The following is a 13218-nucleotide window of genomic DNA, read 5'->3' as shown; positions in this document are numbered from 1 at the left end:
GTGACCGACCCGGTTCGGGACACGACCGGTCCCAGATCCTCGGTAGGGCGTTGGCTTTGCGCCGGAGGGGTGTGCGCGGCCTCGCGAGACGTCCGCTCCGCCCCTGACCTCTGCCACAAAGAGCTCTTGCGGTGTTCAAGGAGGACGTCCATGACGAGCAGCAACCAGCAGCCCATTCCCGCTGCCCGCCCGGTCATCGGTGAGGAAGAGATCGAGGCGGCGGTACGCGTACTGCGCAGCGGCAGGGTCGTACAGGGCCCTGAGGTGGCCGCGTTCGAGGAGAGCTTCGGGGACCTGGTCGACGGCCGCCACTGTGTGGCCGTCAACTCCGGTACCTCCGCGCTGCATCTCCTTCTGCTGGCTTTGGGTATCGGCCCGGGCGACGAGGTAATCGTTCCTTCGTTCTCGTTCGCCGCTTCGGCGAACGCGGTCCGCCTGGTCGGCGCCGACGTCGTCTTCGCCGACATCGAGGCCGACAGCTTCTGTCTCGACCCGGCCGCCACCGAGGCCGCGATCACCCCGCGCACCGCCGCGATCATGCCGGTGCACCTGTACGGCCACCCGGCCGCGATGGACCAGATCATGGCCATCGCCGCCAAGCACAAGCTGGCCGTCGTCGAGGACGCCTGCCAGGCGCACGCGGCGGCGCTGAACGGCACCCCGGTCGGCGCGTTCGGCTCCGGCGGCACCTTCAGCTTCTACCCGACGAAGAACATGCACTCGCTCGAGGGCGGCATGATCTCCACGGCCGACGCCGAGATCGCCCGCACCCTGCGCCTGCTGCGCAACCAGGGCATGGAGCAGCGGTACGCCAACGAGATCGTCGGCGCCAACATGCGTATGACGGACGTCGCCGCCGCCGTCGGCCGCGTACAGCTGGCGAAGCTGAACGGCTGGACCGAGCAGCGCATCGCCAACGCCGCGTACCTCACCGAGCACATCAGCGCGCCGAACGTGGTGACGCCGATCGTCGCCGAGGGCGCGCGCCACATCTACCACCAGTACACGATCCGGATCGCCGGGGACCGCGACGCCGCGATGGCGAAGCTCACCGAGGCGGGCGTCGGCAACGCCGTCTACTACCCGACCCCGATCCACCGGCTGAAGCCGTACTGGGAGCCGGACCAGAAGGCCGGCCGCAACTGGGACCTGCCCGAGACCGAGCGTGCGGCCGCCGAGGTCGTCTCGCTGCCGGTGCACCCTTCGCTCTCCGCGGAGGACCTCGAGCGCATCGCCACCGCCGTGAACGAGCTTGGAGAGAACCTGTGACCACTGCCCAGGGACTGCGGGCCGGCCTCATCGGCCTGGGCTCGATGGGCCGCCACCACGCCCGTGTACTCGCCGGCCTGGACGGCGTCCAGTTCGTCGGCGTCGTCGACCCGATGGGTGACAAGAACGGCTGGGCGCAGGGCGCTCCCGTGCTGGCGACCGTCGAGGAGCTGATCTCCCTCGGCATCGACTACGCCGTGGTGGCCTGCCCGACCGCGCTGCACGAGGAAGTCGGCCTGAAGCTGGCCGAGGCCGGTGTCGGCGCGCTCGTCGAGAAGCCGGTCGCGGACACCGTGGCCGGCGCCCGCCGTCTCGTCGAGGCCTTCGAGTCGCGCGGACTGGTGGCCGGTGTCGGCCACATCGAGCGCTACAACCCGGCGCTGCGCTCGCTGCGCCTGCGTCTGGAGGCCGGCGAGCTCGGCGACGTCTACCAGGTCGTCACCCGCCGCCAGGGCCCCTTCCCGCACCGCATCGCCGATGTCGGCGTGGTAAAGGACCTCGCCACCCACGACATCGACCTCACCGGGTGGGTCACCGGCCAGACGTACACCTCGATCTCGGCGCGCACGGTCTCCAAGTCGGGCCGTCCGCACGAGGACATGGTCTCCGCGGTCGGCCAGCTCTCCGACGGCACCATGGTCAACCACCTGGTGAACTGGCTGAGCCCGCTCAAGGAGCGCTTCACCTCGGTCACCGGCGAGAAGGGCTGCTTCATCGCCGACACCCTCACCGCCGACCTGACCTTCTACTCGAACGCCGCGCAGGCCACCGAGTGGGAGGCGCTGCAGGCGTTCCGGGGCGTCGCCGAGGGCGACATGATCCGCTACGCCATCCCGAAGCGCGAGCCGCTGCTGGTGGAGCACGAGCTCTTCCGTGACGCGGTGCTGGGCAAGTCCGATGACATTTGCACGCTGCGCCAGGGGCTTCGTACGGTCGAAGTGGCGGCGGCCGTGCTGGAGTCCGCCGCCGGCGGGAAGACCGTCGATCTCTCCGCGTATCACGCGGCTCAGTAGGGCGAGGAGCCTTGACCAGTCCTGATGTCACCGTCATCACGGCCGTGTACAACACGGGCCGGTATCTGACGGAATGTCTCAACTCCCTCGTCGGGCAGAGCATTGGCCTGGACAGGCTTGAGATCGTCGCCGTGGACGACGGTTCCACGGACGGCAGCGGGGCGGTCCTCGACCGCTTCGCAAAGAAGTACCCGGACACAATCAAGGTGATCCACCAGGCGAACTCCGGTGGCCCCGCGGCGCCCAGCAACAGAGGGCTCGAGGCGGCCACCGGACGTTTCGTCTTCTTCATCGGCTCCGACGACCACCTGGGCAAGGACGCGCTCAGGCGGATGGTGGCCTGCGCCGACGAGCAGGACTCGGACATCGTGATCGGCAAGATGGTCGGCACGAACGGCCGCTACGCCCATCAGGCGCTGTTCAAGAAGAGCGACCCGGACATCGACCTGTTCGACTCGGCGCTGCCCTTCACGATGGCCAACATCAAGCTGTTCCGCCGTGAGCTGGTGGAGAAGCAGAAGCTGCGGTTCAACGAGGACCTGCGGGTCGGCAGCGACATGCCGTTCACGCTGGAGGCGTGCCTCAACGCCCGGAAGATCTCGGTGCTCGCGGACTACACGTACTACTACGCGGTCAAGCGCCAGGACGCGAGCAACATCACCTACCGGTCCAGCCATATGCCCCGGCTGGAGTCCTTCAAGAAGATCATGGCCCATGCTGCGGGGCTGGTCGAGGCCGGTCCCAAGCGGGACTTCCTCTTCAAGCGCCACTTCACCTGGGAGATCTTCAAGCTCGTCAAGGAGGATTTCCCGGCGCTCGATCCGCAGACCCGGAGCGAGGTGGCCGCCGGGATCGCCGAGCTGGCCGACGCGTACCTCACGGACGAGCTGCGGGACGAGCTGGAGCTCATCCGGCGGGTGAGGATCGTGCTGGCCCAGTACGGCGCGGTGGACGCGCTGATCGAGGCGATCGAGTCCGAGACCGAGAGCGGGCCCCCGCCCTTCCACCTGGAGGGCGAGCGGGCCTTCGCCCGCTACCCGGGCTTCCGCGACCCCGTGCTGAACATCCCCGACCGCGCCTTCGAGGTCACCAAGGATTCGGTGGCCAAGCAGCTCGCCGCCAACACGGAGCTGCTGAGCGCCGAGTGGGAGCAGAACGGCGACAACCTGTCGCTGCTCGTCGCCGTCCGGCTGGGGCTGAGCGGCGACACCGAGTCGGCCGTCATCCGGCTCGTCCAGGGCGCCATGCCCAAGAGCGCCGACCGCACCGGCGGCCGCAGGCTGCCCGTCGGACACGAACTCCCGGCCCCGGTGGGGGAGTTCACCCAGGAAGCGACGGCGGACGGCACCGGAACGGTGCTCCGTGGCCGTATCCCGATAGAGCCCAGGCCGGCCTCGCTCGGAGTCCGCGTCTTCGTCGACGTCGCGGGCTGGACGTACGAGATCCCGGTGAGCGGCCAGGACAAGCCGATGCCGCTGGCCCGGCGCTGGCGCAGCGGCACCCCGTATCGCGTGGGCGCCCGTGTGAACATCAAGGGCCGGATGGTCATCGTGACCGGCCTGCTGTTCCCGCCCCAAAACAAGTGGTGGCTGCGGGTGCGCCCGCTGCTGGTCCGTGTGAAGAGGAAAGTATCCCGATGAATATCTGTGTAGTAGCGCTCGGCAAGATCGGGCTTCCGCTCGCCGTGCAGTTCGCGGCCAAGGGCCACAAGGTCATCGGCGCCGACGTCAACGAGAAGGTCGTCGAGCTGGTCAACGCCGGCACCGAGCCCTTCCCGGGCGAGCACGACCTCGACCGGCTGCTGAAGCAGTCCGTGGACGCCGGTCTGCTGAGCGCCACCACGGACACCGCGGCCGCCGTCGCCCAGTCCGAGGCCGTCGTGGTCGTCGTCCCGCTGTTCGTGGACGCCGAGGGCACCCCGGACTTCGGCTGGATGGACTCCGCGACGAAGGCGATCGCCAAGGGCCTCAAGCCCGGCACGCTCGTCTCGTACGAGACCACGCTGCCGGTCGGCACCACCCGCACGCGCTGGGCGCCGATGCTGGAAGAGGGCTCCGGCCTCACCGCCGGCGAGGACTTCCACCTGGTCTTCTCGCCGGAGCGGGTGCTCACCGGCCGGGTCTTCGCCGACCTGCGCCGCTACCCGAAGCTCGTCGGCGGCATCGACGAGGCGTCGGCCAAGCACGGCGTGGAGTTCTACGAGCAGGTCCTGGACTTCGACGAGCGCGAGGACCTGGCGCAGCCGAACGGCGTGTGGGACCTCGGCACCGCCGAGGCCTCCGAGCTGGCCAAGCTCGCCGAGACCACCTACCGCGATGTCAACATCGGCCTGGCGAACCAGTTCGCCCGCTTCGCCGACAAGAACGACATCGACGTCAAGAAGGTCATCGAGGCCTGCAACTCGCAGCCGTACAGCCACATTCACCAGCCCGGCATCGCCGTCGGCGGCCACTGCATCCCGATCTACCCGCGGATGTACCTGTGGAACGACCCGGAGGCCACCGTCGTGCGCTCGGCGCGCGAGGCCAACGCCGCCATGCCCGAGTACGCCGTCGACCTGCTGGCCGCCGCCTACGGCGACCTGAAGGACGTCCAGGTGCTCGTGCTCGGCGCCGCCTACCGCGGCGGCGTGAAGGAGACGGCCTTCTCGGGCGTCTTCCCGACCGTCGAGGCGCTGAAGGCGCGCGGCGCGGTGCCGTTCGTCTCCGACCCGATGTACACCTCCGAGGAGCTGGCCGCGCACGGCCTGACCCCGCACGAGGGCGAGACGGTCACCGCCGCGATCCTGCAGGCCGACCACGCCGAGTACCGCGAGCTGGCCGCCTCCGACCTGCCGGACGTCCGCGTCCTGGTCGACGGCCGCCGCACCACCGACCCGGCGCGCTGGGAAGGCGTACGCCGCGTCGTCATCGGCGGCTAGGAAGCCCCGAGTACACGCACGAAGGCCCCGGCATCTCATCGAGGCGGCCGGGGCCTTCGGCGTACTCCCTAGGTCGTGTCCGCAAAGTCTCGCCTGGCCTGCGTCGCCCTGCACGCACGCTCGCTGCGTTGCCGATACGCCCAAGTAGCTCCGCTACGAGGGCGCACCGGCGCCTTGCGATCGCACGCACCGGACGCCGCATGCCCCGCCCTCCGGGCGGACGGCGATCCTTTGCGGACACTCCCTAGCGCTTGTGCTGCTCCAGGAACTGCACCACGCGGCGGGCCGCCTGGCCGTCGCCGTAGGGGATGCCGCGGTCGGTGCCGGGCGCCGGGCGCGTCGCCGTGGCCGCCCACTCCGTCGCAGCGAGCTCGAACGGGTTCGGCACCAGCTGGTTCCAGCCGTTCTCCAGCGTCTCGACCCACTCCGTCTCCGGGCGGATCGTCGTGCAGACGCGGTCCAGCAGGAACGCCTCCTTCTGCAGGCCGCCCGAGTCGGTGACCACACCGGCCGAGCCGAGGACCGCGGCCACCAGGCCCGCGTACGGCAGCGGACGGCCCGAGTGCAGCGAGCCCTGGTTCAGCTTGATGCCGTGCTCCTCGGCGCGCACGACAAGGCGCGGGTGCGCCAGCAGGGCCACCGGCACCGGCAGGCTCGCGAGCGAGTCGACGATCGCCGCGAGCCGCTTCGGGTCGTCGGTGTTGTCCGGCCGGTGCAGCGTCGCCAGCAGGTACGGGGCCTCGGGGTCGATGCCCTCGGGCAGCTGCGGCTTCGGGTGCTCGCCGGCCAGCACCGCGTCCCTGATCCGCAGGCACACGTCGACCATCACGTCACCGGCGAGCACGGAACGGCCCGCGAGGCCCTCGGCCGCCAGGTGCTTCATGGCCTCCTCGGTCGGCGCGAGCAGCAGGTCGGCCGCGTGGTCGGTGAGGATGCGGTTGTGCTCCTCGGGCATCCGGCGGTTGAAGGAGCGCAGTCCCGCCTCCAGGTGCGCGACCGGCAGGTGCATCTTCACCGCGGACAGGGCACCGGCCAGCGTGGAGTTGGTGTCGCCGTACACCAGGACCCAGTCCGGCTGCTCGGCGTCGAGGACGGGGTCCATGGCGGTGAGCACGCCGCCGGTCTGGGCGCCGTGGCTGCCGGAGCCGATGCCGAGGTGGACGTCCGGGTCCGGGATGCCGAGGCCGGAGAAGAAGACGTCGGACAGATCGGCGTCGTAATGCTGACCTGTATGAACAATCACATGCTGGTGGTCGGTTTCCGCGAACGCAGCGGCGATCGGTGCGAGTTTGACCAGCTGGGGACGGGCCCCGACGACGCTGATGACCTTCACGGTGAACTGCTCCTTGAGACCTTGGGTACGGGCCGCCGGCTGGAGACCGAAGACCGAATTCCGTCCGATGATAAAGTGACGCCTCGACCTGTGCTCCGGGGAGGAAGTCGGTAATGAATCAGGCAGCATCCAGGGATGCGGCCGTAGTCACGCCGTGGTATCCCACACGTGAGCTGCCTTTCAGAGGATCCTTCGTCCAGGCGATGGTCGGTGCGACGGCCCCGGGCTGTGACAGTTTCGTTGTCTATCACTGCGACCCTTGGGTCGCCCCGATGGACGCCACGACCACTCAAGCGGTGGAAGCGGCCGCAGGCAAACTCGTCACCCGCGCCGCGCACCGCGTGCCCACGGCCGGCGGAGCCGAGCTCGTGCACTTCCCGGTGACCACGCCGCGCGCCCAGGACTACGGAGCCCAGTCCCGCAACCACGAACGGCAGTTGCGGGCCGCGCTCGGCGGCAAGCCGATCGACGCGCCCGTCGTGCACGCCCATGTCGGGCTGCCGAGCGGCTGGGCGGCTCTGCAGAACGCCCGCCCGGACGCGAAGGTCTTCGTCACCGAGCACGCCTCATTCCTCGAACGGGTCTTCCAGGACCCGGACGCCGTCGAGCTCTACGACGAGCTGCTGGCCCGCGTCACCGGCTTCTTCGCCGTCGGCGACAAGGTCACCGAGGTGCTCGGCAAGCAGTTCCCGCACCACGCGGACAAGATCCTGCGCATCCCGAACCCCATCTCGTTCGACGCGAGCCGCCCCGCTCCGGTCAAGGAGCTCAAGAAGTGGCTCTACCTGGGCAGCATGGTCGATCTGAAGGGCGTCAACTGGCTGGTCGAGGCATTCGCCCAGTGCCACGCCGAGGACCCGGCGCTCACCCTGACGATGGTCGGCGAAGGCCCGCTGCGGAAGCCGCTGACCGAGCGGGCCGCCGAGCTCGGGCTCGCCGACGCCGTCGACCTCCCGGGCTCGATCCCGCACGAGCAGGCGCTCGACCTGATGCGCGAGCACGATCTGCTGGTCCACCCCAGCAGGTACGAGACCTTCGGCATGACCATCGTGGAGGGCATCGCCGCCGGAATGCCGGTGCTGGTGACCCGCTGCGGAGGGCCCGAGAAGACGCTGGCCGGCATCGAGGACGCGGCCGGCGAGCTCATTGATGTGGAAGAGAACGCCGAGTCGATCAGCGACGGCTACCGGCGCCTGCGCGACCGCTTCAACAGCGGCGGTCTGGATCTCGAGCGTGCCCAGCAGCAGCTGGCCGCGCAGTACGGCTACGAGGCCGTCGCGCAGGCTCACTACCGTCTCTGGTTCCCCGACTCCCCGTGATGGAGTGACATGCAGGTCCTGTTCCTGGCTCTCGGCGCCTCGCGCAAGCGAGCCGTCGTCGAAGAGTCGGCGGAAGTGGCGGCACGCGGCGGCCGGGCCGTCGTGCTGGTCTCCCAGCGCACGCCCTGGCTCGACCAGACCCTCGCCCCCGGCGTCGAGCTGGTGACCGCCGACGAGCTCGAGGCGCACCATCTGCCGCGCCGCGTGGAGCGTCTGGTGCTCTACCGTGTGCCGCGGCTCGTGGTGCGCGTCGCCGGGCGCGGCCCGCTGCGCGCCAAGGCGAAGCGGGCCCTGAAGGCGTACGAGCGCCGGGTGGCGGGGCGTGTGCACCGCAGGGTGTTCGTCCCGCTGCACCGCCGAATCTGGCCGAAATTCGCCGACCGGATGGTCTGGCGGGCCTTCTCGCCGCGCAAGGGCCCGGAACTCCTCGTGGTCGCTGATGCGCTGTCGGTGCCCCGCGCAGTACAACTGATGGAGGCGTGGGAGTCTGAAGGCCTGGCAGTACCGAGGGTCAGCTACGGCATCGACTCCGACGTTTCCCCACAGACCTCAGCCGCTCGCTGATCTCACACAAGAGGAAGTTTCATGAAGAACCGCAGCGGCCGGCGGCCCCGCGTGCTCTACCTGGCGTTCTACTTCCCGCCCTCCCGGGCGAGCGGTGTCTACCGCGCCAGGGCGACGGCCAACCACCTGGTGGAGAAGGGCTGGGACGTCACTGTCTTCGCCTCCCCGCTGGACTTCCTCTACAAGAGGATCGGCTCGGTGGACGAGGGCCTGTCGGAGACCGTCGACCCGAGCATCCGCGTCGAGCGGCCCTCCCTGAACCAGTACACCTGGCAGCAGGATCTGCGTGAGTTCAGCTGGCTGCGCCGCAGCTTCCCGCTGATGGCCAAGCGCGTCTACCACCTCAGCCAGACGAAGCTCTTCCCGGAGCGCTACTCGTCCTGGGCCTGGGCCTCCGTCATGCGCGCGCTGAAGCTCCACTCGAAGAAGCGCTTCGACGTCGTCGTGGCCACCGGCAACCCGTTCGCCTCCTTCGGCGCGGCCTGGCTCTTCAACCGGCTGACGGGCGTGCCGTACGTCATGGACTACCGCGACTCGTGGACGCTGGACCTCTTCCACGACGAGCCCGCCTTCCCCAAGGACCACATCGCGTGGGGCTGGGAGAAGCGGATGCTGAACAAGGCGTCGGCCGCGGTGTTCGTGAACGAGGCGCTGCGCGGCTGGCACGCGGAGCGGTACCCGGACGTCGCGGACCGCATGATGGTGGTCCCGAACGGCTGGGACGCGGATGTGCTGCCGAAGGCCGAGGAGAGTGCGGAAGAGCCCTCCTCGGTGCCCGCGACCACCGGCACCGAGACACAGCGGCCGCTGAAGTTCGCGTACCTCGGCACGCTCACGGTCAAGCAGCCGGTCGAGGAGATGGCGGAGGCGTTCAAGATCGCCCGCCGTCATCCGGATCTCGCGGACGCCGAGCTGCAGATCCACGGCCACCTGGGCTTCTTCAAGAACAGCCCGGCGACGCTGAAGCAGAAGCTCGGCCTGGACGACGAAGCTCCCGAGAACGGCGCCGAGGCCACCGGGCTGCGCTACTGCGGACCGGTCTCCAAGACCGAGGTCGGCCGGGTCTACGAGGACGCGGACGTGCTGGTCTTCCTGGCCGGCGGCGGCAAGTACGTGACCTCGGGCAAGATCTTCGAGTACATGGCCTTCGGGCATCCGATCGTCTCGGTGCACGCGCCGGGCATCGCCGCGCAGGACGTGCTCGAGGGCTATCCGCTGTGGTTCAACGCCGACAGCCTGGACGTGGACGCGCTCGCCGCCTCCATGGTCGCCGCGGGCAAGGCCGCCCGTGATCTGACGCCGGAGCAGCGCGAGACCGCCCGCAGACATGCGGACAAGTACCAGCGCGACGCGGTGCTCGAGCCCTTCGAGGAGCGGCTGCGGGCCATCACCGGCCGCGAGACCCCCGCGCAGGACTGACACGGCACGGCAGTCCGCCTGCCGTCAACGGCGAAGGCCCCGACCGGAGTTCCGGTCGGGGCCTTCGCCGTTGCTGAGAAGAAGCCCTACTCGTCCTTGGGAGCGTAGATCTCCCGGTCCATGTGCATGGTGACGGTCAGGTGCGGGTTGGCCTTGGCCCACTTCCAGCCCGTGACCGTGGAGTTGATGTCGGCGACGAACACATGGTCGGCGAGGTCGAGCCGTACCTCGGGCAGCGCCACCCGGCGCGCCACGCGGGACAGCACCTGCGGACGGAGCTCGCCCCAGCCCTTGTTCCAGATCTTCCGGTGGAAGGCGTTGGCGGCCCGTGTGTGCACCCGCTGGACGGTGGCCACGGCGAGCTCCGGTCCGATGGACTTGCGGTTGCGGGCGGCGATCCGCCGGGTCCTGCGCAGCACGGCGCGCGGGGCGCGGTAGACGAGGAGGCGCTCGCCGCGCGGGATGCGCAGCTTCTTCTCCGCGGCCTCGATGCTGATCACGGGCACACGCCGGTCCAGGTCCGCGCGCTCCCAGAACGGGGCGGCGCGGCCGGAGACCAGCGTGACTTCGACGTTCTGCTCGATCAGGAAGTTGGCGAAGTCCACGATGCGCCGGGGCTTGCCGGGAGGCGTCAGCGAGAGGATGACGGCGCGGCCGCGCGGCTCGGTGCTCGCCGGGGCCTTCACGGCCGAGGCCTGGGCACTCTCCGTGACGGAGGACACGTCCGCGGCGGGCTGTTCCCCGGCTTCGCCCGCCGTCTCGGCGGCAGGCAGCGGCACGCCTTCGTATACGGCGAGCAGCTGCTTGGCCACGGCCTCGGTGCCGTACCGGCTCTCCAGCACCTCGCGGGCCGCCGGCAGGTCGATGCCGCCGGCGTCCTTCACGAGCTGCCAGTAGGCGTCGGCGATGATCCTGGGGTTGTCGCTGATGTCCATCAGCGCGCCGGACCGGGACTCGATGCCGGCCAGACTCTCCTGCGGGCCGCCGCTGCGGGTGGCCAGCACGGGCAGGCCGGAGGCGACCGCCTCGACGACCGTCATGCCGAAGGTCTCGCCCTTGCTCGGGTGCACCAGCAGGTCGTGACGGTGCATCAGCGCGTTGACGTCCTCCGGCGGCACCGGCGGCAGGAGGCTGACGCGCTCGCCGAGCCCGAGCTCCTCGACACGGGCCGCGAGATCCTCCTCGCGGACGCCGTGGCCGACCAGGGTGAGCGTCGCCCGCGGCTCCTCCCGCGCCACCAGCGCGAAGGCCTCCAGCAGTTCGTCGACGCCCTTCGGCTTGACGAGCCGGCCCACGTACAGCCAGCTGAGCAGCTCGGCCGAGCGCTCCGGGCCGGGCGTGAAGCGCTCGAAGTCGATCATGTTCGGTACGACGCTGAGCTTGTCCGCGTACGCCGGGAACTCCTTGGCGATCTGGTCCCGCAGCTTGCCGCTGACGCACAGGAACGCGTCCGCGCGCTTCAGCACCGCTTCGTACAGCTCGTGGGCGGCGGGCTGCGCGAAGACCTTGTCCAGGAACGAGGAGTGCTCGGTGACGACCACGCGCGCGTCCGGCCTGGCCAGGTGCAGGGCCAGCACACCGCCGTAGATGCCGGTGTGGGCGTGCACGACGGGCGCTTCGATCTTGCCGGTGGGCAGCGCCGCCATCAGCGCCTTCTCCTGGTTGCCGACCCAGGAGGCGTAGTTCTTCCGGTGCGCTAGCGGTGCCGGGACCCGGACGACGGTGCCCTCGGGGCTGTCGACGACCGGGATCAGGTCGCGGCGCTCACGGAGGCGGTCCTGGGTGACCTTGATCGCGTCGTTCAGCGCGGGATAGGCGCGGCCGCCCCAGTCCTCCGTGTGGAAGACGGTGATCCGGTCGAACTGGTCGGCCACCGCGGCGGTCATCGCCTGAACGAACGATCCCGCGTACGGATTGTTCGGCGACGGGTACCAGGGGGTGAGCACCGCGAGGTCCGCGGGCTCGGCGGCATGCGCGTCGGTGTTGGCGGGCTCCAGCTGGAGCCGCAGCTCGGGCCGTCGCTTGAGCGCGGCCCAGGCCGTCGGCAGCGCGTGCGCGTCGCCGGCGATCAGCACATCCGCTGTCGCGAAGGGGCCCGACTTGTCGGCGACCAGCTTCTTCGCGGCGGACCATGCCGAGCCGTGCTTGTCGAGCCCGAGCCGTACGACGTCCACGCGGTCCAGGCGCGAGAGCTCGTCGGCGGTCTCCGCCCACTCCTCGCAGTCCGCGACGACCAGCACGACCTGCGACCCGGACGACGCAAGTTCCTTGACATGCTCGCGTGCTGCCCGTACCCGGTACGTTCCGAGCGCGAGATAGAGCACGTGGCTATTCATCTGGTTCCCTTCGCACAACATGACGCAGAGGCCAAGAGTATCGAAGCCTGAGACTGGCCCTGCGCGCGCGGAGGCTGTATAGCGGCGTTGTTCACCGGAGCGGGAGCGTCAGCCCCGCTCCTCCAGGACGCCGTCCTTCTCCGTGTACGCCTCGCCGGACTGCGGGCACTCCCAGACACCGGCCTCGCCGGCCCGCTCCACCAGCCGCACACCGGCCTTGCCGACCCAGCCGATCTGCCGCGCGGGCACGCCGACGACCAGCGCGAAGTCCGGCACGTCCTTGGTGACGACGGCGCCCGCGGCGACCATCGACCAGCGGCCGATCCGCAGTGGCGCGACACACACGGCGCGCGCGCCGATCGACGCGCCGTCGGCGATCTTCACACCGACGGCCTCCCAGTCGCCGCCGCGCTTCTGCTTGCCCTCGGGGTCGACGGAACGCGGGTTGTGGTCATTGGTGAGGACCACGGCGGGACCGATGAAGACACCGTCGCCGAGCTCGGCGGGCTCGTACACGAGCGCGTAGTTCTGCAGCTTGCAGTTGTCACCGATCTGCACACCGGTCCCGACGTACGCACCGCGTCCGACGACACAGCCCTCGCCGAGCTTCGCGCCCTCACGGATCTGGGCGAGCTCCCAGACGCTGCTCCCGGCGCCGATCACGGCGGTGTCGTCGACCTGGGCGGTGGGCTGGACCCTGTAGCTCACTGTGCTGCCTTTCACGCGGGACTTGGCGGGCTGAGCATACGTGGCCCGAGGAGCGAGGCGCAGAGCGAGGAAGCAAGGGCATGAGCAGGCGATGTGATCAAGCTGTGATCGGTCCGAGGTGATCATGTCCGACATGTGTTCTTGTGAAGTTCCTTGACGCATGGAAAAGTCCCCCTCCGCTTCTACGGGCTGCTTGGGGTTGGGGAACGTCAGGTCCGGGGTGGGGAAGCGCAGCAGGTGTGCCCTCGCGCAATGTGCGCTGAGGGCCTCTTCGGCCTGCACGGCACCCACACCTCGTCCTCACAACTGCCTGGAGGCGGGCGTCTCTTCGGACAAC

General features: G+C 69.7%; 10 protein-coding genes. 7 read left to right on the top strand and 3 right to left on the bottom strand.

Going from position 1 to position 13218, the window contains the following annotated elements; translation table 11 throughout:
* Nucleotides 1-150: 150 nt before the first annotated feature.
* Genes ACH4YL_RS35580 through ACH4YL_RS35565 form a run of 4 tightly spaced genes read left to right on the top strand, consistent with a single transcriptional unit; the run spans nt 151 to nt 5202 of the window.
* Entirely contained in the window at nt 151-1269 is a 1119-nt protein-coding gene (locus ACH4YL_RS35580) for a DegT/DnrJ/EryC1/StrS family aminotransferase (RefSeq protein ID WP_398511657.1), read from the top strand.
* Nucleotides 1266-2282 (top strand): Gfo/Idh/MocA family protein, encoded by a 1017-nt coding sequence (locus ACH4YL_RS35575; protein WP_398511656.1) that lies wholly within the window; start codon nt 1266-1268, stop codon nt 2280-2282. The genes ACH4YL_RS35580 and ACH4YL_RS35575 overlap by 4 nt, the downstream gene beginning before the upstream one ends.
* Before the next feature lie 11 nt (nt 2283-2293).
* Nucleotides 2294-3922 carry a glycosyltransferase gene (locus ACH4YL_RS35570; RefSeq protein ID WP_398511655.1) on the top strand — a complete coding sequence of 543 codons (1629 nt, stop codon included), beginning with the start codon at nt 2294-2296 and terminating at the stop codon, nt 3920-3922.
* Nucleotides 3919-5202, top strand: coding sequence for a nucleotide sugar dehydrogenase (locus ACH4YL_RS35565; RefSeq protein WP_398511654.1), 1284 nt, complete (start codon nt 3919-3921; stop codon nt 5200-5202). The genes ACH4YL_RS35570 and ACH4YL_RS35565 overlap by 4 nt, the downstream gene beginning before the upstream one ends.
* A gap of 244 nt (nt 5203-5446) precedes the next feature.
* Here ACH4YL_RS35565 and wecB read toward each other — a convergent pair whose 3' ends face one another.
* A complete protein-coding gene (gene wecB, locus ACH4YL_RS35560; protein WP_398511653.1) occupies nt 5447-6535 on the bottom strand; it encodes a non-hydrolyzing UDP-N-acetylglucosamine 2-epimerase in 1089 nt (362 codons plus the stop codon).
* 272 nt (nt 6536-6807) lie between these two features.
* Between wecB and ACH4YL_RS35555 the strand changes: the two genes are divergently transcribed.
* Genes ACH4YL_RS35555 through ACH4YL_RS35545 form a run of 3 tightly spaced genes read left to right on the top strand, consistent with a single transcriptional unit; the run spans nt 6808 to nt 9837 of the window.
* Nucleotides 6808-7854 (top strand): glycosyltransferase family 4 protein, encoded by a 1047-nt coding sequence (locus tag ACH4YL_RS35555; protein WP_398511652.1) that lies wholly within the window; start codon nt 6808-6810, stop codon nt 7852-7854.
* Between the two features lie 9 nt (nt 7855-7863).
* Complete coding sequence (locus ACH4YL_RS35550) at nt 7864-8418, top strand: hypothetical protein (RefSeq protein WP_389190175.1); 555 nt, start codon at nt 7864-7866, stop codon at nt 8416-8418.
* A 21-nt stretch (nt 8419-8439) separates the two neighbouring features.
* Nucleotides 8440-9837, top strand: coding sequence for a glycosyltransferase (locus ACH4YL_RS35545; protein WP_398511651.1), 1398 nt, complete (start codon nt 8440-8442; stop codon nt 9835-9837).
* 86 nt (nt 9838-9923) lie between these two features.
* Here ACH4YL_RS35545 and ACH4YL_RS35540 read toward each other — a convergent pair whose 3' ends face one another.
* Entirely contained in the window at nt 9924-12173 is a 2250-nt protein-coding gene (locus tag ACH4YL_RS35540; RefSeq protein ID WP_398511650.1) for a glycosyltransferase, read from the bottom strand.
* 108 nt (nt 12174-12281) lie between these two features.
* Nucleotides 12282-12881, bottom strand: coding sequence for an acyltransferase (locus tag ACH4YL_RS35535; protein WP_398511649.1), 600 nt, complete (start codon nt 12879-12881; stop codon nt 12282-12284).
* Nucleotides 12882-13218 lie beyond the last annotated feature (337 nt).

This window comes from Streptomyces sp. NPDC020681 (genome assembly GCF_044334895.1).
Lineage (GTDB): Bacteria > Actinomycetota > Actinomycetes > Streptomycetales > Streptomycetaceae > Streptomyces.
Note: the sequence above shows the minus strand (reverse complement) of the source record. Positions and strands in the feature narration are given on the sequence as shown.

Bases quoted from the DNA above. Each gene is read 5' to 3' on its own strand.
- ACH4YL_RS35580 (WP_398511657.1), top strand. From the start codon at position 151: ATGACGAGCAGCAACCAGCAGCCCATTCCCGCTGCCCGCCCGGTCATC.
- ACH4YL_RS35565 (WP_398511654.1), top strand. From the start codon at position 3,919: ATGAATATCTGTGTAGTAGCGCTCGGCAAGATCGGGCTTCCGCTCGCC.
- ACH4YL_RS35555 (WP_398511652.1), top strand. From the start codon at position 6,808: ATGGACGCCACGACCACTCAAGCGGTGGAAGCGGCCGCAGGCAAACTC.
- ACH4YL_RS35550 (WP_389190175.1), top strand. From the start codon at position 7,864: ATGCAGGTCCTGTTCCTGGCTCTCGGCGCCTCGCGCAAGCGAGCCGTC.
- ACH4YL_RS35545 (WP_398511651.1), top strand. From the start codon at position 8,440: ATGAAGAACCGCAGCGGCCGGCGGCCCCGCGTGCTCTACCTGGCGTTC.
- ACH4YL_RS35540 (WP_398511650.1), bottom strand. From the start codon at position 12,173: ATGAATAGCCACGTGCTCTATCTCGCGCTCGGAACGTACCGGGTACGG.